This is a genomic window from Actinosynnema sp. ALI-1.44 (assembly GCF_001984155.1).
Taxonomy (GTDB): domain Bacteria; phylum Actinomycetota; class Actinomycetes; order Mycobacteriales; family Pseudonocardiaceae; genus Kibdelosporangium.
This window is the reverse complement of record NZ_MTQO01000051.1, coordinates 362,694-384,860: the sequence shown is the minus strand read 5'-3', so window position 1 is coordinate 384,860 and position 22,167 is coordinate 362,694. Positions and strand designations below refer to the sequence as shown.

The 22,167-nt window shown below is 69.2% G+C and carries 20 protein-coding genes; 7 read left to right on the top strand and 13 right to left on the bottom strand.

The window, feature by feature from the left end; all coding sequences use genetic code 11:
* The first annotated feature begins 166 nt into the window (after positions 1-166).
* Together ALI144C_RS36885 and ALI144C_RS36880 are read left to right on the top strand one after the other, a co-directional pair.
* Positions 167-1,069, top strand: a complete 903-nt coding sequence (locus ALI144C_RS36885; RefSeq protein WP_076991846.1) for a three-helix bundle dimerization domain-containing protein — start codon at positions 167-169, stop codon at positions 1,067-1,069.
* A complete protein-coding gene (locus ALI144C_RS36880; RefSeq protein ID WP_330359635.1) occupies positions 1,029-1,457 on the top strand; it encodes a MerR family transcriptional regulator in 429 nt (142 codons plus the stop codon). The genes ALI144C_RS36885 and ALI144C_RS36880 overlap by 41 nt, the downstream gene beginning before the upstream one ends.
* Here the strand turns inward: ALI144C_RS36880 and ALI144C_RS36875 are convergent.
* The 3 genes from ALI144C_RS36875 to ALI144C_RS36865 all read right to left on the bottom strand — a co-directional run bounded on the left by ALI144C_RS36875 (position 1,438) and on the right by ALI144C_RS36865 (position 3,801).
* A complete protein-coding gene (locus ALI144C_RS36875) occupies positions 1,438-2,364 on the bottom strand; it encodes an NADP-dependent oxidoreductase (RefSeq protein WP_076991844.1) in 927 nt (308 codons plus the stop codon). The genes ALI144C_RS36880 and ALI144C_RS36875 overlap by 20 nt on opposite strands.
* Before the next feature lie 141 nt (positions 2,365-2,505).
* On the bottom strand, positions 2,506-2,760 hold the full coding sequence (locus ALI144C_RS36870) for a hypothetical protein (protein ID WP_076991843.1): 255 nt from the start codon (positions 2,758-2,760) through the stop codon (positions 2,506-2,508).
* 48 nt (positions 2,761-2,808) lie between these two features.
* Entirely contained in the window at positions 2,809-3,801 is a 993-nt protein-coding gene (locus ALI144C_RS36865) for a helix-turn-helix transcriptional regulator (RefSeq protein WP_076991842.1), read from the bottom strand.
* Between the two features lie 113 nt (positions 3,802-3,914).
* Here ALI144C_RS36865 and ALI144C_RS36860 point away from each other — a divergent pair, with 113 nt between their 5' ends.
* A complete protein-coding gene (locus ALI144C_RS36860) occupies positions 3,915-4,367 on the top strand; it encodes a VOC family protein (protein WP_076991841.1) in 453 nt (150 codons plus the stop codon).
* An 89-nt stretch (positions 4,368-4,456) separates the two neighbouring features.
* On the opposite strand, the gene ALI144C_RS36855 is transcribed toward ALI144C_RS36860, so the two are convergent.
* From ALI144C_RS36855 to ALI144C_RS36845, 3 genes are all read right to left on the bottom strand, one after another.
* Entirely contained in the window at positions 4,457-5,935 is a 1,479-nt protein-coding gene (locus ALI144C_RS36855; RefSeq protein WP_083753713.1) for an alpha/beta hydrolase, read from the bottom strand.
* A gap of 128 nt (positions 5,936-6,063) precedes the next feature.
* Positions 6,064-7,251, bottom strand: a complete 1,188-nt coding sequence (locus tag ALI144C_RS36850; protein WP_076991840.1) for a DUF6801 domain-containing protein — start codon at positions 7,249-7,251, stop codon at positions 6,064-6,066.
* Between the two features lie 340 nt (positions 7,252-7,591).
* The gene (locus ALI144C_RS36845) at positions 7,592-8,236 is read right to left on the bottom strand and encodes a TetR/AcrR family transcriptional regulator (protein ID WP_076991839.1); all 645 of its coding nucleotides are present in this window, start codon (positions 8,234-8,236) and stop codon (positions 7,592-7,594) included.
* A gap of 142 nt (positions 8,237-8,378) precedes the next feature.
* Here ALI144C_RS36845 and ALI144C_RS36840 point away from each other — a divergent pair, with 142 nt between their 5' ends.
* Both ALI144C_RS36840 and ALI144C_RS36835 read left to right on the top strand, forming a co-directional pair.
* A complete protein-coding gene (locus ALI144C_RS36840) occupies positions 8,379-9,158 on the top strand; it encodes a glucose 1-dehydrogenase (RefSeq protein WP_076991838.1) in 780 nt (259 codons plus the stop codon).
* The gene (locus ALI144C_RS36835; protein WP_076991837.1) at positions 9,155-9,631 is read left to right on the top strand and encodes a nitroreductase/quinone reductase family protein; all 477 of its coding nucleotides are present in this window, start codon (positions 9,155-9,157) and stop codon (positions 9,629-9,631) included. Before ALI144C_RS36840 ends, ALI144C_RS36835 begins: the two co-directional genes overlap by 4 nt.
* A 104-nt stretch (positions 9,632-9,735) precedes the next feature.
* On the opposite strand, the gene ALI144C_RS36830 is transcribed toward ALI144C_RS36835, so the two are convergent.
* Positions 9,736-12,969: a BTAD domain-containing putative transcriptional regulator gene (locus ALI144C_RS36830; protein ID WP_076991836.1), complete on the bottom strand. Its 3,234-nt coding sequence runs from the start codon at positions 12,967-12,969 to the stop codon at positions 9,736-9,738.
* A 110-nt stretch (positions 12,970-13,079) separates the two neighbouring features.
* On the opposite strand from ALI144C_RS36830, the gene ALI144C_RS36825 reads away from it, so the two are divergent.
* Both ALI144C_RS36825 and ALI144C_RS36820 read left to right on the top strand, forming a co-directional pair.
* Positions 13,080-14,612, top strand: coding sequence for an FAD-dependent monooxygenase (locus ALI144C_RS36825; protein ID WP_076991835.1), 1,533 nt, complete (start codon positions 13,080-13,082; stop codon positions 14,610-14,612).
* A 200-nt stretch (positions 14,613-14,812) separates the two neighbouring features.
* The gene (locus ALI144C_RS36820; protein ID WP_083753712.1) at positions 14,813-15,580 is read left to right on the top strand and encodes a S1 family peptidase; all 768 of its coding nucleotides are present in this window, start codon (positions 14,813-14,815) and stop codon (positions 15,578-15,580) included.
* Between the two features lie 64 nt (positions 15,581-15,644).
* Here ALI144C_RS36820 and ALI144C_RS36815 read toward each other — a convergent pair whose 3' ends face one another.
* The 6 genes from ALI144C_RS36815 to ALI144C_RS36790 form a co-directional block, all read right to left on the bottom strand.
* The gene (locus tag ALI144C_RS36815) at positions 15,645-16,847 is read right to left on the bottom strand and encodes a hypothetical protein (protein WP_076991834.1); all 1,203 of its coding nucleotides are present in this window, start codon (positions 16,845-16,847) and stop codon (positions 15,645-15,647) included.
* The gene (locus tag ALI144C_RS36810) at positions 16,840-18,126 is read right to left on the bottom strand and encodes an aminotransferase class III-fold pyridoxal phosphate-dependent enzyme (RefSeq protein ID WP_076991833.1); all 1,287 of its coding nucleotides are present in this window, start codon (positions 18,124-18,126) and stop codon (positions 16,840-16,842) included. The genes ALI144C_RS36815 and ALI144C_RS36810 overlap by 8 nt, the downstream gene beginning before the upstream one ends.
* A 34-nt stretch (positions 18,127-18,160) precedes the next feature.
* On the bottom strand, positions 18,161-20,281 hold the full coding sequence (locus ALI144C_RS36805) for a N,N-dimethylformamidase beta subunit family domain-containing protein (RefSeq protein ID WP_076991832.1): 2,121 nt from the start codon (positions 20,279-20,281) through the stop codon (positions 18,161-18,163).
* Entirely contained in the window at positions 20,278-21,210 is a 933-nt protein-coding gene (locus ALI144C_RS36800; protein ID WP_083753711.1) for an LLM class flavin-dependent oxidoreductase, read from the bottom strand. Before ALI144C_RS36800 ends, ALI144C_RS36805 begins: the two co-directional genes overlap by 4 nt.
* A gap of 4 nt (positions 21,211-21,214) precedes the next feature.
* Complete coding sequence (locus ALI144C_RS55905; protein WP_076991830.1) at positions 21,215-21,526, bottom strand: hypothetical protein; 312 nt, start codon at positions 21,524-21,526, stop codon at positions 21,215-21,217.
* Positions 21,527-21,623: 97 nt separating this feature from the next.
* The gene (locus ALI144C_RS36790) at positions 21,624-22,118 is read right to left on the bottom strand and encodes a GNAT family N-acetyltransferase (RefSeq protein WP_076991829.1); all 495 of its coding nucleotides are present in this window, start codon (positions 22,116-22,118) and stop codon (positions 21,624-21,626) included.
* Positions 22,119-22,167 lie beyond the last annotated feature (49 nt).

The following is a 22,167-nucleotide window of genomic DNA, read 5'->3' as shown; positions in this document are numbered from 1 at the left end:
ATCTTCGCACTCGACGACGGTGAAGTGGCGGACTTGGTCGTCGACGTCGTCGAGCAACCGGCGGGCGGCCGGGGACATACCGCGATTCCACCTAGACAGGTCTTGTGGCCCTGAGCAACAGCGGCGAAAAGACATACGGTGACCGTCGTGGGAGAGGTGGGATGACGTGCTGACGACCGTGTCGGTGGTAACGCCGGATCAGGTGGTAGTGCCGGGTCGGACGGACAAACAGATCAGGCGCTTGGAGAGCCAACTGGTCCGGGAACACGCCGGTGTGCCACCAAGCCTGCTGCACGAGTGGGTCGAGCGGGCGCACGCACGGTTGGCCACGGCCCCGGTGCAAGACTTCGTCCCCTTGCTCGTGGAACGCGCGGTGCGCGGGTTCGCGCGTGACTTCGCCATCGACTCGCCTGCCATGTCGGCAACGTGCCCGTCGAACTGGGCGCACAACACCGCGAGGCGGCTGCTCGCCCAGGCGCTGCCCCAGCGGTGGGAGCACACCCGCGGTGTGGCACGCCGGGCCGAGCAGGTGGCGCGCATCCTGATGCCCGAGGACCTCGGCATCCTTGTCTCCGCGGCGTGGTTGCACGACATCGGTTACGCACCGGAGCTGATCGACACGGGGTTGCACTCGCTCGACGGCGCGCGGTATCTGCGCCGGGTCGGTGTCTCCCGGCAGGTCTGTGGCCTGGTGGCGCACCACTCCGGTGCGGCGGCGGTCGCCGAGCAGGTCGGGCTGGGCGACGAGCTCGCGGAGTTCGACGACGTTCCCGGCCACCTCAGGGACGCGCTGTGGTACAGCGACATGATGACCGGTCCCGACGGTCAGCCGACGACGCTGGACGCCCGGCTCGCCGAGATCCGTCAACGGCGTGGCCTCGACGACCCGGTGGTCCGCGCTCTCGCGGTCAACGGCAACGAACGCCGGGCCGCCGTCCGGCGCGTCCACCGGCTGCTGGCCAACCGTCGACCACGTCCGGCACGGCGGTGCGAGCTAAGCTCGTCGGGGTGCGACACCTGGCAGCTTCATGACCACGACGTCTCCCGCCTCGACCATGCGGATCGGTGAACTGGCCCGGCGAACGGGAGTCAGCGCCCGCTCACTGCGGTACTACGAGCAACAGGGCCTGGTGCACAGCACGCGATCCGACGGAGGCCAGCGCCTCTACAGTGTGGACGAGGTGGCGCGGATCGCGATCGTCCGGCAGTTGTTCGACGCGGGCCTGAGCAGCAAGGTGATCGCCCGGCTGCTGCCTTGTGTGGACAGTGACGACGACGGCGTCTCCGAAGCGGCTTTCACCACGATGGTCGGGGAGCGCGACCGGCTGACGGCCGACATCACCCGGCTCGTCGAGGCCAGAGACGCGCTCGACGAGCTGATCGAGACGAACACCCGGCACAGGCTCGCCGTGCGCCGGGGTGATCGCGCCGCTGACGTCAGAGACTCATGTCGATGACGAGTTTGCCCGTGGCAGCACGGGACTCGACGACTGCCAGTGCCTCCTGTGCCCGCGCGAGCGGGTAGGTCTGTGTGATGTGCGGATCGAGTCGGCCGGTGACCATCAGCTCGGCGACGCGTTCTAGGCTTGCCCTGTCGAGGCGGCGGTGGACCGGCACGCCTCCGAGCTCGGCCACCGACGGATCCCCAACGGAGACAAGCATGTCCGGCTTCGCCGCCAGTGGGGCGATGTCGCGCAGGGACTGACCGCCGACTGTGTCGACCACGGCATCGAACCTGTCCGGGGCGTGCACGCGGAGCCGTTGCACAACGTCACCCGCGGTGTAGTCGACGAAGCTCGCACCGGTCGCCGTCGCGAGATCCCGTTTGGCCGTACTGCCCGTGCCCACCACGACCAGATCCCGATCACGCGCGAGCTGGGCCAGCGCGATGCCGACTCCCCCGCCGATCCCGTTCACCAGCAACGAGGCCCCAGCGGGCAGGGCGAGCTGGTCGAGTACGTCCAACGCGGTGGTACCCGCGACGGGGATGGTCGCCGCCCAGGTCCACGGCAACGCGTCGGGAATGCGGGCGGTGGACTCGCCGAGTAGCAGGGTCGTTTCCGCGTACGTGCCCGCTCCTGTCAACGCGAACCCGGCGACCCGGTCGCCGACAGCCAGTCCGGCCACGTCGGCACCGACCGCCAGAACCGTTCCGGCCGCTTCCATCCCCAAGACCTGAGGAAAGGGCAGGTGGCCGTTCAAGTCACGGACGTGTCCGGACCGCAGCAGGTGATCGAGCGGGTTCACACCCGCGGCCGCGACGCGGACGAGAACCTCGGCTGGACCGGGCGACGGCTCCGGCCGTTCCACGAACTCCTGGACGTCGGCCGCACCGAAACTCCGGTACCCCAAGGCTGTGCTCATCGTGAATACCTCCTGCACCGTCCTCACCCGACGGTCGGCCGAGGACGCCGCGACGCTATTCGATGACACTGATGTCAGGTTCCAGTCGATGTGACCCGGACGACACCGCCACGAAGTCGCGCGGCCAGGCGGTGTGCTGAGTCACCCGCCCCGTCGCCGCATCGATCGGTACAGCAGCCACAGCGCCAGCGCTACCGGTGACAGGACCGCCGCGAACAGAATTCCTGCGAACATCCCGTAGCCGTGCGGATCGGTGGACAGTCCGGTGGCGCTGAACACAGCCACGCCGACGAGCACCACGATCACCATGGCGGTGCAGACAAACGCGCCGAGCACGAGTCGCCGCAACGCTGTCCGCAGGGCGCTTGGGCGACTGGTGCTGTCCGGCGTGTCCATGGTCGGGCTCACAGTACGGGAGTTCGGAGTCGCGCAGGCCCCGATTGGTCATCCGGTTCCCGCGGCGCGGTCGGCGTGGCGGGAGAGTTCGGCGAACGCAGCACGCAGGTCCGGCGGGGCGATCACCTCGATCTCGGTGTCGAAGCGGGCCAGCGCCGCGGCGAGAGCAGCCCAGGACCAGGCCCCCGTCGTCAGCCTGGTCCGGGTGGCGCCGACTTCCTCGACGACCCCGTCGCCCGCGAACGGGGCGACCTCCGCAGCGGGCAGGTCCAGGATCACCTCGCCGCGGCAGGGCCATTCGTCCGTGCTGTTGTCGGAACCCTTGAACCGGGCCGAAAGGAAGGCGGTCACGTCGCCGCCCGGCAGCTCGCGACGAGCGAACCGGGGTCCATGGGGGACACGAGGTGTCATCCGGTCGGCTCGGTGGATCCGCCAGTCCTCGCGTTCGGGATCCCAGCCGACCAGGTACCAGCGGCCAGCCCGAGCCACGAGGTGATGTGGCTGCACCCGGCGGATTGGGCGCGGCTCGGTGTGTTCAGGACGCCCCGGCGACCGGTAGTCGAACCGCAATTCCTCCCGCGCACGGATCGCGGTGCTCAACGTGAGCAGGACGTCGGTGTCGACCTGAGGATCGGCACCGCGCCCCGCCGCGCTGATCTCGAGCACGTCGACGCGTTGCCGCAACCGCGACGGCAGGACCTGGCGCACGGTGGCCAACGCCCGCGCCGCCGCCTCCTCGATGCCCGCGCCCGTCCCCACCGCGATCCGCAGCGCCACCGCGAGCGCGACCGCTTGGTCCTCGTCGAACAGCAGCGGCGGCATCTGACTGCCCGCTTCGAGCCGATAGCCGCCGTCGGGTCCTTTGACGGCTCGGATGGGGTAGCCGAGTTCGCGCAGCCGGTCGACGTCGCGGCGTACCGTCCGCTCGCTGACGCCCAGACGTTCGGCCAGCGCGCCGCCGGGCCAGTCGCGGCGAGCCTGCAGCATCGACAGCAGTGACAGCAGGCGGTTCGAGGTCGTCGTCGACGAGGCGATGGGCATGTCTTCAGCCTGACACAAGTAGAGGACGTTCCCTGACCGGTACTGGTGGCAGTGTCGTTCTGGTCGCCGGAGACCTCCGGCCACCAGAACCGCTTGCGAAGGATCAGCACGCTATGTCGCTCAACACTGTTGCCCACTTGAACTTCCACGGCCAGGCCCGCGAGGCGCTGGAGTTCTACCAGTCGGTGTTCGGCGGGCAGCTCACCATCGCCACCTACGGCGACTTCGGGATGCCCGCCGAGGCGCCTGGTGCCGCCGACGTGGTGTTCGGCCAGGTCGTCGCCGACAACGGCTTCCGGGTGATGGCCTACGACGTGCCCGGCGAGCACAAGCCGGTGGCCGAGGGCGTGCCCACCACGCGCCGCGAGAACGGCACCACGATCACCAGGGAGCCGTTCTTCCTCTCCGTGCGCGGCGAGAGCGTCGACGAGGTCGCGCCGGTGTGGGAGGGCCTCGCCAAGGGCGCGACCGTGATCGAGGCGTTCGGTCCGGCCCAGTGGGCGCCCGCCTTCGGGATGCTGGCCGACCGCTTCGGCGTCACCTGGATCGTCGACGTCACGGCCTGACCTGCCCTGATCCGGCACTCCGCACGACGACCGGATCGACGGCCGGATCGACGGCCACGGCTTCTCCCGAGTCATGCCTCACTGATGACTCAGGGCTCGCACCACACGTCCCGGTCCGGCAGGTCACCGCTGACCAGGTACGCACCGGCGGTCCGCTCGACGCACGCGTTCGGGAACTCGCCGAGCACGGCGTGGTGACTGACCGGGACGGTGACCAGCCGCGACCGCGGCATCAACCGCCGGGTGGCCAGCGCGCCGTCGTACGGGGTCGCGGGGTCACCCGTCGAGTTGATCAGCAGCACCCCGACCCTGCTGCCCGCCACCGACGGGATCGGCTCACGCGGGCGGACCGGCCAGAACGCGCACGGTGAGATGCCCGACATGGCCGGGCCGAGGAACGGGTACCGCGCGCTGCCTTCCTCGAAGTCCCGCCGGTACTGCTCGATGTCACGGGGATACGCCTCGTCGCCGCACTTGATCAGCAGGTGCGCCGCGATGAAGTTGTCCTTCGGCACTCCTGGCGGGGCCGTGAAACGGCGCAGGTTGCCCAGGAACGCGATGTCGGCGGGCAGCGGCTGCCGGGCCCGCAGGGTGGCCACGAACCGCCCCAGCCAGTGGAACCGGTTCTCCGCGTACAGCAACCGCATCACGATCGAACGGATGTCCAGTGCGGTGTACGGGTCGTCGTCACCGGACGGGATCGGGGCGATCCCGGCTTCGGCGATCAGGCCGTCCACCCTGGCCCTGGCGGTGCGCGCGTCGGTACCGAGGCCGTACTGGGCGTCGTCCCGCGCCGCGAAGGCCGCGAACAGGCCGTACATCCGCTCGAAATGGGGCGGGAACCGAAGATCCGCCTCGCGGGCGGTCCACAGCGGGTTGGTGTTGCTGTCCAGGACGAACCGGTCCACTCGGCGCGGGAACAGTGCGACATACGCCCGGCCGAGCTCGGAGCCGTACGAGTAGCCGAGGAACGACAATTTCGGCTCACCGAGCACGGCACGGATCATGTCCATGTCGCGGGCGGTGTTCGCCGTGGTCGCGTACGGCATCGCCCACGCGGCGCGGTCCGTGCATTTCCGTACGACGTTACGCGCCCTGGTCACCGTCGCGGCGAAACCACCCGGCCCCGGCCAGTTCGGGAGCGCGAGCTCGTTCCCGTCGAGTCCACAAGTGACAGGTGTGGACTTGCCGATGAACCGGGGATCCATACCGATCACGTCGTACCGGGCGAGCGCCTCCGGCTGGCTGGCCAGCAACTGCGGCACCTGCTCGGGCAGCCCCAGCCCGGACCCGCCGGGGCCGCCCGGGTTGGTCAGCAGGATTCCCTTGCGCCGGGCGGGATCCGCCGCGGGCAGCCGGGAGATCGCCAGCTCGATCGCCCGGCCGCGGGGGTGCCGGTAGTCCAGCGGCACCCGCAACGACGCGCACTCCAGGCGGCTTTCCGGCGTGCTGCCGCACCGGGTCCACGTCAGCTTCGGAGGCACCGCCTCCTCTGCGGCTGCCGGTGAGAAACCCGGCACCAGCGCAAGTGCCACCGCGATCACGACGAGCCGGCGTCGCAGGGTCATGCCGAAACCTCCGCACCCAAGACGGTGACGTCAACGTCTACCAGTCCCCTGCCCGGCCCCGAAAGGTCCGTTCGGCCGGGGCAGGCGAACCGCGTGCGCGACGATTCGGAGGAGGTCGGAGCCCCGGGTCACGCGGTGATCGGCACCGAGGCGACGTGCGGGTCCTGACCTGGCGCCACGGTGCAGGTCAGCGGCAACTGGCCCGCGCTGGAGCCATCGGCCTTGAAACCGTCGATCCGGCCGTTGAGCCCTTGTCCCGCAGCGACGTTGACCGTGCCGGGCTGGCGGAAGACGAGGCTGGGCGTGTCCGGTGTGATCGTGCCGGTCATCGGCCCGGTGGCGGGCACCGCGATCGGCGCGACCGTGCCCGGGATGCCGATCGTCAGCCGGGTTCCCTCGAAATCGGCGTCGACGTCCGCCCTGCCACTGCCCCCGACGGAGGCCATCTGGCGTGACCGCAACTCGTTCGTGATCGTGTCGTTGAGCGCGGCCCCGATCTTCAGGTTCGTGATCTGCAACCGCTGCCCCACTTTGCCCGAGTCGGGGATGGTGCCGGTGAGCGTGCCGGTGACGTCCTGCGGGCCAACCGGATCCGGGAACTGGCAGGAGTAGGTCAGCGTCTTGCTGATGTCACCCAACGGCGTAGCCACTGGACGCGCGGCCGTCTCGGCGACCGAGCCGGAGATCGGAATGTTGGCGAAGAGCACGTCCTGCGGCGGCGTCGTCGCCTTGACAACGCACGGCACGTTGAGGACACCGAGCGCGGTTGGCGTGTTGTCCGCCTTGCGGGTGTCCACCTTCGCGTTGAACTGGGTGCCCGCCGCGAGACTCAGCGACCCGGCCTCGTACACGACGAAGTCCGGCATCGCGCCTGTGATCGCCAGCTTCAGCGTGCCGCTGGGCGGAATGTCCTTCCTGGGGATCTTCAAGCCCGGCAGGCCGAGCGTGAGCTGCTTGCCGTCGTATGCGGTGTCCACGTCCGCGACCGCGGTGCCCTCGGCGTGATGGGTCTGGAAAGCACGCAGGGCCCCGACGATGTTCGCACTCAGTTCGACGTCGATCGACAGGTCGCTGGGAACGATGCGCACGCCCGCCTGCCCGGCGTCCGGCAAAGTGATGCGGACCGCTCCCGTTACGTCCTGCGGGCCGACCAACGGGAACGTGCATCTGTAGGTAAGGTTCTTGGATATTTCCCCGAGAACCGCCGGGCCCGCGGCGACGGCCGAGCCAGCGGTGACCGTCATGCTGGCCGCGACCAGGGCAGCCGCGGCGATCGCACCGATTCTTCGCCCGGAGAAACGTGAGCGGTCTGACATGCGAAACCTCCTTGTCTCTGAGCGCTACATCAGGAATCATAATTCCGAATACGATCGTCAGGATCGCGTATCAGCGAAGCAGAAAGGTGACGCGAAAGGGCTGCCCGCAAGTATCCTACTTCGGAGTAGAATTTGATTCAAGAGGCTACTTCGTCGAATCGGTTCAGCATGATCGACACAGGAATTTATCAGCGGCGTGTCAAAAACGGGGCTGATACTTGTTAATTGGGTTATCCGCAACCGGAATGTGGGCGGCGAGTTGATTCGTGACGCCCAGGCGGTTTCCCGGAGGCCGAAGACGGTCAGATCGCCGTCTTCAGCTGACACGCCCGCGCGGGACTCAGGCGTTGGTGGACGCCCCTGATCCGGTCGCGGCGTACCGGGCGGCGATGGTGCGGACGGCCTCGTCGACTACCTGGGTGACGCGTTCGGCGCTCACCTCCCAGCCCGGCACCAGGAGTGTCGGCCAGAAGACGTAGTTGGAGATCATGCCCAGGAACTGGGTGGCTGCGAGGTCGACGTCCTCGACCCGCACCGTTCCCGCCTCGTGCTCAGCCAGGAGGTAGCTGCGTACGGACTCGAAGTAGGGCATCTTCCCGTGCGAGAACTGCGCATGGGCCAGCTCAGGAAACCGCGGCAGCTCGGCGATGACGATCCTGAACAGGTCGGTCATCTGGGCACGGCCCAGCAGTTCGGCGTAACGGCGACCGATGATGCTGAGCCCGTCGACGACGTTGCCTGCTGGTGGAGGGTCCTCCTCCTCTGCGGTCGACCAGGACTCGGTCACGATGGCGTCGAACAGGGCAGCTTTGCTCGGAAACTGCTTGAACAAGGTGGCCCGCGAAACGCCCGAGCGCTCTGCGATCCGCGCCAGCGACGTCCGGTCGTAGCCCAACTCGAGAAACAGTGCGGTCGCGGCTGTCACGATCAGCGCGCGCTTCTCCTGGGCGACGCGCTGGTGATACGTCGTCACGACCCTGCTCATGGACCGAGCATACGAGGTGAGTGGCTTGACTCACCATTGTCGCCGACCTAGTGTCGTGGATGGTGAGTCGACCGGCTCACCATTGGCCGTCGTGCATCACTGGTGATCCCGGTCATTCCCCCGCGTACTGAAGGAACATTTGATGCCCCGCTTCGACAACCAGACCGTGCTCGTGACCGGTGGGACCGGTGGCCAGGGAACGAGCCACGTACGCGCCTTTCACGCGGAGGGCGCGAACGTGGTGATCGGCGACATCGACGCCGAACGCGGCGCCGCTCTCGCCGACGAACTCGGGACCCGCGCTCGCTTCGCCCGCCTTGACGTTACCGACGAGAGCTCGTGGTCCGCCGCTGTGCTAGCCACGGAGAGCGCCTTCGGCGCCCTGAACGTGCTCGTCAACAACGCGGGCGTGCAGAACCCGCCAGCGACAATCGAAAACACGGAGCAGGCCACGTGGTCGCGCATCCTCGACATCAACCTCACAGGGACCTTCCTCGGCATCAAGGTCGCAGCCCCCGCTCTGCGCCGCGCGGCAGGGGGAGCCATCGTCAACATCGCCTCGACCATGGGCCTGGGCGGCACGGCTCACTACGCGCCGTACGTCGCCAGCAAGTGGGCCGTGCGAGGCCTCACCCAAACGGCAGCACTCGAGCTCGGCCGCGACCGCATCCGGGTGAACACCATCCACCCCGGCGTGATCGCGACCTCCTTCATCCACGAACCAGCAGCAGGCGCCACCGCGGCAATCGCCGACTTCTACTCACCCGAGCCGTTCGCCATCCCCCGGCTCGGGGAGCCGACCGACGTCAGCCGTCTTCTGCTGTTCCTCACGTCATCGGAGGCGTCGTTCATCACGGGGTCGGAGTACGTCATCGACGGTGGACTCCTCCTCGGCCCCGCCCTTCAGACCGAGACAGCATGAGCACTCCAGACACGACCGGGGCGAACGACTCCGCACGGGACGCGTCTTTGTCCCACCTGCCCAACCACATCCGACGAGCCATCGAGATCACCCCCGCCGCGGGCACCAGGGAACGGATCATCGACATCACGACGCTGGGGCGCCGCACCGGCCGAGCACGCCGCATCGAGATCTTCTTCTACCGAGCCGCGGGCACCACCTACCTGTGTAGCGGCGCCGGCGGTGCCGCTACCGACTGGCATGCGAACCTTCTCGCCAATCCCCACTTCACCTTCCACCTCAAGAACGGGATCCGTGCGGATCTGCCCGCACGGGCCACGCCTGTCACCGACCCAGCCGAACGCCAGGCCGTGCTGGCGCAGATCGTGGCGGATCTCAATCAGCCCCACGACCCCGGCACCATCCGGCCGACTCGGCTCGAAGACTGGGCTGACAGCCGGCTGATGCGCATCAGCTTCGACCATCGGCCGTGATCGCGGATCCCTCGACAGGTGACCTACTCCCGGCGGACCCGAGGGAATCATCGTCTCGCTGGCCGAGCGTATCGAGACCTGGGGAACCACCATGAGCGCGACGGTCACCGACGAACAGATCCGCGGGCCTTACGGCGCAGCCGTGCCGGATCGGTACGGATCAGGGCCGTCGGCGCGGCGAGTTGCCAGCCACTCTCGTACGCCTCGCCGAAGCTTTCGTCGCCGAGCGCGGTCCGGCAGCGGCTGCTCAGCGTGCGGACTTGGAGATCGGTGCGGTCGTGGGCGCCGCGTAGGCGGGCCGCTGCGCCGAGCACGACGGCTGCGTCGAGGAAACGTCCATGGAACGCGGCGAGGCCGGCCACGGTCACCGCGACCACTGCCACGATCGGCAAGTCCTTGCTGCTGACCGCGGCCGCGTACGCCTGGTCGAGCGCAGCCTCGGCGGCGGGGCCGTCACCGAGTTCCAGACAGAGTCCGGCCCGCACGGCACTGACCAGGGCCTGCCCGTGGTCGTTGCCGAACGGCAGCTGGCCGGACAGCCCGGCCTCGGCCGCCTCGACGAGCTCACGCGCGCGGTCCAGTTCACCGGTCCGCAGCCGGAGGCTGGCTTCCCGGGCGTCGAGCAGCACCACCATGTCCGGCAGAGTCGAGCGCGGCGCGCGCTCGCGGGTCGCGGCGATCACGGCCACCGCCTGCTCGGTCTGGCCGAGCCGCACGTGCAGGTCGATCAGGCGCAGGTCGATGAAGGTCTCGTCGCTGTGGCTCAGCGACCCGAACTCCCCCGCCAGCCGCTTGGCCTCGGTCAGGTCGGCCAGTGCGCCGTCGAGATCGCCGTCGTACTGGCGGAGCAGCGCCCGCAGCGGCAGCGCGGTGGCCAGGCTCCACCTGTCGCCAGCCTGGGTGAAGCAGTCCAGTGCCACGGCCACGTCGTCGCCGACCTTGGCCAGGTGACCGGCATTCTCGGCTTGCTCGGCCCGGACCATCCGGGCCAGCCCGGCCAGCCACCTGTCCGGGCCGTCGACCAGCCGCTCGATGACCGGCAACGCCTCGATCCCTGCCCGTGCGGCCAGCCGGGCCACGGTCAGCACGCCGCAGCCCGGCAGCTCCGGATGCCTCAGCAGCCTGTCGGTGAGCTCCTTGGCCGAGTCGTCGACCGGTCCGCCCCGGTCGCCGTATGCGGCGAGCAGCAGCATCCCCTCCGCGATGTCACGGTCCACACTCGGCTCCCTGGCCGGCAACGCGACCGCCTGGCCAAGCCAGTAGGACGCGTCGGGATAGCGGCCGAGCATGTACCAGTACCAGGTCAGATCCACCGCGAGCCCGAGCGCGCCGTCCGCGTCCCCGATGTCGCAGAGGTGGCGCAGGGCGGCCAGCACGTTGTCGTACTCGACGCTCAGCACGTGGAGCGGGTCAAGCTGCTCGGGGCCGCGCAGCAGCGAGTCGTAGTGGGCGACCAGGTCCGCGAAGTGACGAGCACCCAGGTCCCTCACGGCGGTCAGAACACCCTGCTCGGCCAGGCTTTCCAGGCCGTACTCCCGGATGGTCTCGAGCATCCGATAACGGCCGCCGTCCTTGGTGCGCACTGTCGGTACGAGCTGGAGCAACGACCGGTCGACGAGGTCCCCCAGGAGCTCGCGGACCTCACCGGCCGGTACCTTCGTACCGGCGCAGACCGCGCTGGCCGAGGCGAGCGTGACGCCGCCGGGCAGGACCGAGATCCGCTCCGCGACCGTGCGCGCGTCCTCGCCGAGCACATCCCAGCTCCACGCGATCACCGCCCGCAGGGTGCGGTGCCGGGGGAAGGCAGTGCGGCTGCCTGTCGTGAGCAGGCGGAACCGGTCGGACAGCCCGGTGGCCAGGTCGGCCAGCGAGAGCGTGCGCAGGCGGGCCGCGGCCAGTTCCAGCGCCAGCGGCATGCCGTCGAGGCTGCGGACGATCCGCACCACTTCGCCGAGGTTGCGCTTGTCGACGTCGAACCCGGGCCGCACGGCCGCCGCCCGCTCGGTGAACAGTCGGACCGACGCGGTGCGGCGGGCCTGCTCGACGTCCGCGTCCGGCTCGGGCAGGGTGAGCGGGCCGAGCGGGACCAGCGCCTCGCCGTCGATGGCGAGCGGCTCTCTGCTGGTGGCCAGCACTCGCAGGCCCGCGCAGCGTGCCAGCAACGCCGAGAGCAAGTGGGCCACGGCGTCGACCAGGTGCTCGCAGTTGTCCACCACCAGCAGGCTTTCCTGACCGGTCAGCTGGTCCGCCAGCACGTCGAGGTCGTCGATCAGCTTGGCCGGTGCCTCGAACAACCCCGTGCCACGCAGTCCGATCGCGGCCAGCAGTGCCGTGCCGACCTTGGTCGGCTCGGTGACCGATGAGAGGTCGATCCACCAGCAGCCGTCGCGGTACTCATGCTGATGGCGGCGCGCGGCTTCCAAGGCGAGGCGGGTCTTGCCCGCACCACCTGGACCGAGCACGGCGACCAGCCGCCCGGCGGCCAGCAGCGTGTCGATCCGGGCCAGGTCGTCGTCACGGCCGACGAAGCTGGTCAACGGCGCGGGCAAATTGGTCCGCGTGACGGGTTTGGCTGCCACGACGGCGGGCTCGCCGCGCAGCAGGCGCAGGTGGCGCTCACGCAGCGCGGCCCCCGGATCGGTGCCCAGGACGTCGGCCAGGGTTTCCCGCACTTGTTCGTACCGGGCCAGGGCCTCGGCTTGGCGCCCCTGAGCTGCGAGCGCGTCCATGAGCAACCCGGCGGCCCGTTCGTGGACGGGGTGGTCTGCCAACAGGGCGGTCAGGCGGGTATTGGCCGCGTCGGCGCGCCCCAGGGCCAGCTCGGCGTCGGCGAGGTCCGTGGCGGCCTCGATCGAGGCGTGGGCCAGCCGGGTCGCGACGGCCGGTGCGACAGCGTTGACGGCCGTGGGCTCGACGCCGAGGTAGTGGCCCCACAGTGCCACGGCCTCGCCGAGTACGGCCGCCGCGGCGCTCGGGTCGCCTGCCCGCAGGCGGTCCCGGCCTGCGGCGGCGAGTTGCTCGAACCGCAGCGCGTCCACGTCGGCGGCGTCCACCGCCAGCCGGTAACCGCCTGCGAGCGGCGTGACGTCGCCTGCCGAACCGAGGGCCCGGCGCAGCCGTGAGATCAGAGCGTGCAGGGCGTGCGTGGAGTCGGCAGGCGGGTCCCCGGCCCAGACCGCGTCGACCAGGACGCCCTGCTCGGTCGCACGCCCGCCTGCCAGCGCCAGCCGCACGGTCAACCCCTGCAACCGGGCGCCGGGCACGGCCAGAGCCACGTCACCGCGCGACACCTGAAACGCGCCAAGCAGCGTGACCCGCAGCCGAGAACTCTCATCCATCCCACGATCTTCGCGCGAGCCCCGGATGAGCGGCGTATGTGCCCCGTGTGAGCGGCCCGCGTCAGTGTTGCCGTGTCGAACGAGAACACGCTACTGACGAGGGATTTCTCATGTATGACGCGGTGATTGCGGGGGCGGGCCCGGTCGGTCTGTTCCTGGCCTGCGAGCTCGGTCTCGCGGGCTGCTCGGTCCTGGTGCTCGAACGGGAGCCGGAGCCCGGATCCCAGTGGCGGTCGATGCCACTCGGGATGCGGGGCCTGTCGGCCGCGTCGGTCGAGGCGTTCCACCGCCGCGGCATGCTGTCCGCGCTGCGGGCGGCGTCGGGCGTCCACGACGACCCAAATGAGGGGCCGGATGAGGAGCCGGATGAGGGCGATTCGGTGCGGCCGCGGTTCGTCGGCCACTTCGCAGGCATAGTGCTCGATCCAGCCGAGGTCGACGTCGGCGCGCTGCCGTACCGGCTGCCCAGCCCGGCGCTTCATGGCGTGATGACCAGCCTCGCCGCGGTCGAGTCGGTGCTGTCCGAGCGGGCTGCCGAGCTCGGCGTGGAGATCCGGCGCGGCGTCACGGTCTCCGCCGTCGAGCAGGACGAAGACGGCGTGATCGTGCGTGACGGCGAGCAGGAGTACGCGGCGCGCTGGGCCGTCGGCTGCGACGGCGGACGCAGTGCCGTGCGCGCGCTGGCGGGCTTCGACTTCGTCGGCACCGAGCCGCAGTTCACCGGCTACACCATGCTCGTCGGCATCGCCGATCCCGAGAAGCTGAGCCCCGGGTTCACCCTGACGCCGACCGGCATGTACATCCAGATGCCCACTGAGGGACACGTCGCCATGATGGACTTCGACGGCGGCGCTTTCGACCGCACGCAGCGGCCGAGCCTCGAGCACCTGCAATCCGTGCTGCGCCGGGTGTCCGGCACCGACGTCACGCTGACCGATGTCCACCTCGTCTCGACCTTCACCGACCGGGCGATGCAGACCACGACGTACCGGCGCGGCCGTGTGCTGCTCGCAGGCGACGCCGCGCACATCCACTCCCCGTTGGGCGGGCAGGGACTCAACACCGGCATCGGCGACGCCATGAACCTGGGCTGGAAGCTCGCGGCAGTCGTGCGTGGGCAGGCGCCGGACACGTTGCTCGACACCTACATCCGTGAACGGCATCCGATCGGTGCCTGGGTGCTCGACTGGACTCGCGCCCAGGCCGCAGCCATGCGACCGGACAAGCATGGTCAGGCGGTGCAGTCCGTGATCCGGGATCTCCTAGAAACCCGGGACGGCACGACTTACGTGTACGGGAAGGTCTCCGGTGCATCGCTCCGCTACGACCTCGGCGGCGAGCATCCGCTGATCGGCCACACCGCCCCGGACTTCCAGCTGACGGACGGAACCCGCCTCGGCGAGGAGATGCGGGACGGCCGCGGGGTCGTGCTCGACTTCAGCACTGACCAGCGTTTGCGCGAGTCGGTGACGGGTCGGGAAAACCGGCTGCGCTACGTGGCGGGCGTGGCAAAGGACGACCTCGGACTGGATGCCGTGGTCGTGCGGCCGGACGGCATCGTCGTCTGGGCCGGTGAACGCGAATTCGACGGAAAAACGTTCGAGCGAGCCGTCAAGTTGTGGTACGGCGACTCGGAAAGCTAAGCAGCCCTCCAGTTCACCGTTGTTTACCACAAGTACTGCCGCCTGTCCTGCGACTGTGCCCGAAAGTCCCTCCGAACAGAGGAAATCGCGCGATCAAGCACGACCCGCACGAGAGAATCCTGACAACACAGTGACTTTGACACACCAAGATCGTTATCGTAAGGGACGCTCACGTCCCCACTCGATGAGGAACACAACACATGCGGCTATCGCGTATGATCGTCACCGCACTGCTCGCTGCAGGCGTCAGCGTCGGGCTCACCGCGCCCGCACAGGCCATCATCGGCGGGCAGGACGCGACGACGGCGTACTCGTTCATGACGTCCGTGCAAACCAGAGATGGCGAGCACTTCTGCGGCGGTTCGCTGATCGACAAGTCCTGGGTGCTCACCGCGGCCCACTGCGTGGTGAACGACCAGCCCGGCGACGTGCAGGTGCGGGTCGGCAGCCTGTCGTCGACCGAGGGCGGCGCCCTGAGCACGGTCGAACAGATCATCGTTCACCCGGAGTACCCGACAGCACCGAACAAGCACGACATCGCGGTGCTCCGGCTCACCACGCCGATCGGCGGGCAGCCGGTGAAGCTGGCAACCGAACGTCCGGGCGTCGACGACCCGGCCCGGCTCATCGGCTGGGGCTGCACCAGCCCGTCGGCATGGTGCACCGCTCCCCCGGTACTGCAGGAAATCGACACCACGGTGCACAAGGCGGAGGACTGCAACACCGGTGGCGGCCGGGTGGATCCGGCACTCGAGGTCTGCACCGGCAACCCGCAGAGCAAGTCAGGGGCGCACAAGGGCGACTCCGGTGGCCCCGCACTGGTCCGCAGCGGTGACAGCTGGCTGTTGATCGGTGCCTTCAGCTGGATCCCGAACTTCACGTTCGACTCCTACGACGGTTACGGCGTCTACACCGATGTCGCCGTGCACCGCGGCTGGGTCCGGGACGTCACCGGCCTGCCGGTCTAGTCCACGAATCCGGGGTGGGGCGGCCACACGGCCTCCCCACCCCGCTGCGGAGAAACCAGCCTGGTCAGAGCGCGCCAGCGACGATCGCGCGGATCTCGTCGTCGGTCAGCGAACGCCCCCGAGCGCGCAGTTCCGCGTGGCATCGGTCCACAATGGCCGGGAGTACCGCCGGGTCGAGCTCGATGCCCAGGCGTCGCAGTGTGGCGGCGACGGTCCGTGGGCCGCTTTGCGCGGTCAACGGGACACGGCGCTCGTTGCCGACCAGGCCGGGCTCGACGCAGTTGTGCAACAACGGATCCACTTCGGACTCGAGGATCACCCAGTCAGCCCCGCCCCAGCAGAACGCGTCGCGACCGGTGATCGGTTGGCTGAAGGGCAGCGGCTGATCGGTCAGCTCCGCACCGGCACGCGAGAGGCCGGTCAACGTGTGCAGCCGGACACCGGTGTCCACACCGTACAGTGCCTCGAACGCCGCTGCGGTTGCGGCGAGGTCGGCGTTACCCGGGCCGCCGCAGTATCCGTTCACCGACGATTCCACCACGACCGCTCCCGCCCGCGCCGCTGCGACGGCACACGCGACCGCGAGCCCGAAGGTGTTGTGCGGGTGGACACCGACGTCGAGATCGGGCGCGACCGCTTTGACCGCCGAGACCAGGTGGCCGAACGCCTCGGGGCCGACCGCACCTGGCCCGTCGAACAAGGCGATCTCGTCCGCGCCCGCGTCGGCCAGCGCGGACACCGTTTCGACAAGGACATCAGCGGTCAAGTACGACACCATCGTCAATGCGGCGGTGACTCGCAGCCGTGACGCGTGTGCCACGACAGCGGCCGCCCGGTCCACCACCTCCGAGCGCGAAGCGGGGATCGGTGGGCCGTAGATCCCCGACGCCGGACCGAATCCCGGCACCGACACCTGCACGCCGTCGTATCCGTCAGCCAACGCACGGTCCACTCCGTCCACAGTGGAGACGAACGGACGCCATACCAGGCACCCCGGCTGTTCTTCCTTGATCACCTCCAGGTCGGCCGGATCGGTGGTCACGATCTCCGGCACTCCACTGCCAGCCAACAGCCTGGTGAACTCACCCCTCGCCCGGGGAGCGACCGAGCGCATCGTGGTGTCACGCAACCGGATCCGGGCGGGCATCGCGACGTCCCGGTTCGCGGGAGCCACGGACCACCGGCCCGGTTCGAAGGCACCAGGCACCCTGGACTGGTTGATGTCGGCGCGGAACTGCTGGATCCGCGCGTCCGTGACCTCATCCATGGTCACACAGTTCGCTGATCGCCTCGGCGAACAACACCCCGTGTCGTTCCACATCGGACTCGACAGTCATCGGTGACATCAAAGCCGCGCCGCTCATACCGTTGAGCACGATGCCGCGGTTGGCCAAGTACAGCCACAACGCCTCGCGCACAGACACTCCGACCGGCGGGTACATTTGACTGGCACTGTGTGGTGGTTCCGGCATGAAGGCATACGAGACACGCCCACCGAGCCTGCCGACATGCCATGGCAGATCATGCTTGGCGATCACTGTCGTGACGTCGTTCGCGTAGCGTACGGCCAGGCGTTTCATGTGTGCGTACGTCGCATCAGTCATCACGTCACCGAGTACCGCACGCATCGCTCGCACGGCCAGCGGTCCGCTTGCCATCGTGCTGCCGAGGCCACCGTCTCCCGACTCGGTGTACCGGGTGGCCGCTGCCGCCACCTCGTCGGTCATCCCGTACACCCCTGCGGGGATGCCGCCCGCGAGGCACTTGCCCATGGTGATCAGGTCAGGCTCCAGACCCAGTTCGCCGGTGCAGCCGCCGGGACCGGCCGGGATGGTCTGCGTCTCGTCGAGGATCAGCAGTGTGCCGGTTCGCCGGGTGAGGTCACGCAGCGCGGCGTGGAAACCGGGTCGCGGGTGGATCACGGCTCCGCCGTTGGTCATCACCGGTTCGGCGAGGACGGCGGCGACGTCCCGTGCCGCGAGCGCTTGGTCAAGCGCGTCGACGTCGTTGAACTCCACGCCGACGGAATCGGCGAGGGACTCGTCCACCGAGCCGTGGTAGGCGTGGTTGAACACCACGACCCGCCGCCGTCCGGTGGCCGCGCGGGCCAGCGTCAACGCGAACCGGTTGGCGTCGGTCGCGGACACGGCGAACTGCCAGAACGGCAAACCGAAACGGCGGTGCAGCTCCTCGGTCACCCACACGTGGTCCTCGCTCGACCATAGCGTGACGCTGCCGCGGTCGACCTGCTCGCGCACAGCCGCGACCACCGCCGGATGGTTGTGGCCCCACAACGCGGCCGTACCAGCCAAGCCGAAGTCGGCGTACTCGTGCCCATCGGTGTCGTACAGCCGCGCACCCGCCGCCCGGTCGACGACGAGTGGCACGGGCGGTGGGAACTGGTGGATCCAGTGCTGCGGGGTGCCGTGCAACTGGGAGCGGCGAGCTCGTTCGCGGAGTGCGACGGCTTTGGGCCTGGCCGCGGTCCACGCGGCGCGTTCACGCGCCAGCATCACGTCAAGGCGCCCCGGATCGATCCCCGTCATGGCTGTTCCGCCTCCCCGAAATTTCGACGCTTGGTCACCTTGGGCCAGCACTGTTCACCAGAGGGGTGGGATCGAGGAAGCGGCGCAGCACGTTGCCGGTCACGCGTGCCACCGGGTTGTCGTAACCGTCGACGCCGAGCGTGGTGCACCAGGCGATCGAGCCGGTGCTGAACACGCCACCTCCGTGGGGACACTCGAGGAACACCAGGTCCGCGCGGACACGTGGTTCGACGGTGCCACCCTGCCGCGAGTTCGACGTGAGCACCTCTTCGACGGCGAGCTGGAAGTGGTCGCTGAAGCCCGACGCGGTGGCCAGTACGACGGTATGCGGTGGTGTCCCGAGCGACGGATCGGCCCGGTCGACCTCCATTCCAGCCGCCGCATGGCTGACCAGTCCGTCCGCGTCGATCAGGTCGTCCACTTCGGACAGAGCGAACGCGCCGCGTCCGTCCGTGAGCGGAACCTGGTGGTATGGACGCCCCCGGCCGCGTCCACCCTGTGCGGTGAACCCGACGCCGACGTGCCGCTGCGGCGCACGGCCACGATGCCGCCACAGTCCGCCCGCCTCGCCGGTGGTGCTCAGGTGCGTCTCGCCCGGCGGCACCTCCCAGCCTCTCGTCCCGGTGTGGCCACGGCGGATCTCGATGACGTGCGGCTGCTCCGGCGAGACGCCGGTCACCCAGTAGTAACCGTTGCCGCCCAGGTACATCAGCCGACCGCCGCCTGCCAGGTACGCCTCGTGCCCGTCCAGCATCGGCGCGGTGTAGTACTCCGGGTGTGAGCCGGTGAGGACCACCGAGTAGTCGGCCAGCGCGGCGACGCCCTCGCTGTGCAGGTCGTCGTCGCAGACGATGTCGTAGGCGATGCCCTCGTGTTCGAGCCAGTCGATCAGGCACAGGTCCGCGCTGAGGTTCCACAGCCCGAACGGTCCGGCGTAGGTCGGCGTGATCGTGGTGAGCGGACGCAGGCGGGACGCGTAGTAGCAGCCGCTGCCGTCGCGGTGCAGGTCGTAGAGGCTGCACACCTTGTGCGCGGCGGCCCATTGGTGCTGGACGGTCGTGGCGTAGTCCAGTCCGTCCGGGCCTGCTTTCTCCAGCGTGCCGTGGGAGTTGGCGTAGGCGAGGTAGGTGAAGGTCGGGATCAGGACCGCGACCCGCGCGGTGGGCTTCGCGGGACGGACGTAGAACGGGATGCTCAGCTCGTCGTGCCCGGCTCGCAACCGAAATGCGTAGACGCCGCTGCGCAGGTCGTCCGGAAGGCGCACGGTGACCTGCGGTTCCCACTGGGCGTCGGTCATGTCGTCGTCGTGGTAGTGGATCGCGCCGTACTCGTCGGGGGCGAGCCGGAAGTCGATCTCCCGGCCGGTCCAGTTCGCACCGGGCACGCCACGGGCAGGCGTGTTGACGGCAACGGCTGTGAGGCCGTGCGGACCGTCGTCGGTCACGCCTTCGCTACCGTGAACTGGACGCCAGCGGGCCAGGACACCAGCGGGGGTGGCGATGGCCGGGCGGTCGATCCGGCCGTTGAAGCACGCCGTCCCCTGCCACGCCGCGACCTGCACGGGAATACCTGACGCCGCCACATCGACCGGCCCGTCATACGACGCTGTCGCACGCCACGAGCCAACCGGCCACTCAGGGACCGGGACCTGTTCCAGCGCCACGCCCTGGGGGCTGAAGGCGGCGGTGACGAACGTCCAGCGATCACAAGGGATCGGGGTGTCGGTGGTGACCAGCGGTTCGTCGGACGGACCGGCCCACGCCGCGAGCCGGTCGTCCCCGGTCAGGCCAAGCGCCCAGCCGCCGTTCGCCCAACCACCATTCGCCCGGCGGGAGACGATGGCACGCGGCCGCCCTCCCGCGGTCATCGTCGGCATGATCCACGCGGTCACGGTGAAGGTGTCGACGTCCAGCGCTGGATGCGCGGGCGCGGACAGGTAGGAACCAGCGGGCCACGGCTGTATCCGAGCGGGTTGAGGATCGATCGGGATGTCGACGCGCTCCTCGCGGACGCCCGGTCCGCGCGGATCGTCGGTGCCGTGCACGAGACGCAGCAGCTCGACCTCGTAGCCGCTGGTGGCGCTCACCATCAGCCGGATCTCGCCGCCCGCCCGGACACTCAGCGGATCGACGTAGCCGAGCAGCGTGGCGTTCATGGGCGTCCAACCAGGCTGCCGAACGCTTCGAGCTGGGCCATCCGGTCGTACATCGGGTACAGGATCAGCTCGTGCACGCCCGCGTCGAACAGTTCACGCAGCCGCTGCGCACAGTGCTCCGGCGGGCCGAAGACCGCGACGCGGTCGGCCATTCCCGCCGCGTCGTACACCGGATTCGCGCCGAAGGCCCGGTCGAACGCGGGAACCAGGCGCTGCCGGGCCTCGCGCACCGTGTCCTCCACGGCGACGTAGACGCTCTTGGAGACGGTGAAGGTGGCCGGATCCCGGCCCTGGTCGGCGATGGCCCGGTGCACTATCGCGAGCTGGTCGAGGAAGTCCTGCGTGGCAACAGGAGCGGCGCCGGTCCAGCCGTCGGCGATCCGCACTGCCCGGCGCAGCGCCGATTCCGCGCGGGCACCGATCCAGATGGGCGGTCCGGGCCGTTGCACCGGCGGCGGTTGCGACCGGATGCCGGTGAAGGAGTACAGCTCGCCGTCGTAGTCCGATCCGGTCCACAGCGCCCGCATCACGCCGATCCCGTCGACCAGCCTGCGGACCGGCCTGTCGGTCTGGATGCCCAGTGCGGCAAGGGATTCACGGTGGTACTCGTTGCCGATGCCGAGCCCGACGGTCAACCGCCCGCCGGAGAGCTGGTCGATGGTGGCCAGTTCGCGAGCCTGCACGGCCGGATTGCGCCGTCCGGAGTACAGCACACCGATGCCCAGGCGTATCCGGTCGGTGACGGCCGCGAGGTGGGACAGCACATGCAGGCCGTCGAGCGAGATGTTCGCGGTGCTCAGCGTGTCCTGCGTCCAGATTCCGGTGAAACCGAGCTTCTCGGCGCGCCGGGCGAACGGCACGAGCAGGGCCGGGTCGTTCGGTGCCCCGACCGAGAGCCGGGGCGCGCTCGTCACAGCCGTACCGGCCACCGACCTAGACGATCTCGCTGCCGAACACGGTCACCGCCGAGTCGCGGTCGGCCATCTCGCGGAAACCCTTGACCACGTCGGCCATTTCGGGCGTGGTCAGGCACTTCTCCCACGCCTCCCACGATTCGACGTCGATGTCCTCGATCACGTCCCACGGGGCCTCGCCACCGCGACGCCCTTCGAAGCGGTACACGCGGAACTGGTGCACACAGGGCTGCTGCCGGGTGATCGCCTGGTCGACGGTCTTCGACCACTCGATGTACTTCTCGGCCGTCACGCCGGGCTTCAACTTGTACAGGCAGTAGACCTTCTGCACCGTCGCACTCCGTTCGTCAACGCCAGCGGAATGTCGCCAGGGAACGGCACTGTCCCCTTGGAACGGCTCCGAGTATGCGAGCGCGGTGTTGTCGTTGTCAACACACAGTGCCGAGCCGCTTCTCGAACAGCGCCATGGTCCAGCCGCCGTACGCCGCCCGCTCACCGAACTCGCGGAATCCCTGATCCAGGTAGTACTGACGCAATCGCGTGTTGTGCGATACGCAATCCAGCCGCAGCAACGAAGCACCTGCTTCGACGGCCCGCTCCCCCGCCCAGTCGAGCATTCGCGAACCCAGCCCGGTATGCCGCCGGTCGATCACCAGACCGTGCACGTAGCCGGCGAACGCGTTGTCGGCCTGCCACACCGCCTCGTCGGACCACAGCAGCCGCAGCGCGCCGCACACACCGGCATCGCCTCGTGCGACCTGCCATTCACCACGGCCGATCTCCGCGTCCAGCCGCTCGGCTGTCAGCCAGCCCGGCTGCCACTGCCGGATCCCGGCCGCCGCGAGCCAGTCCTCCGCGGCCCGGCGGATCCGCAGGATCGCGGGCACGTCACCGGGCAGGGCCCGGCCGATCACGATCTCCACACCACCAGGTTATCCGAGCGCAAGGTGTTGACAGTCACAACACCGCAGA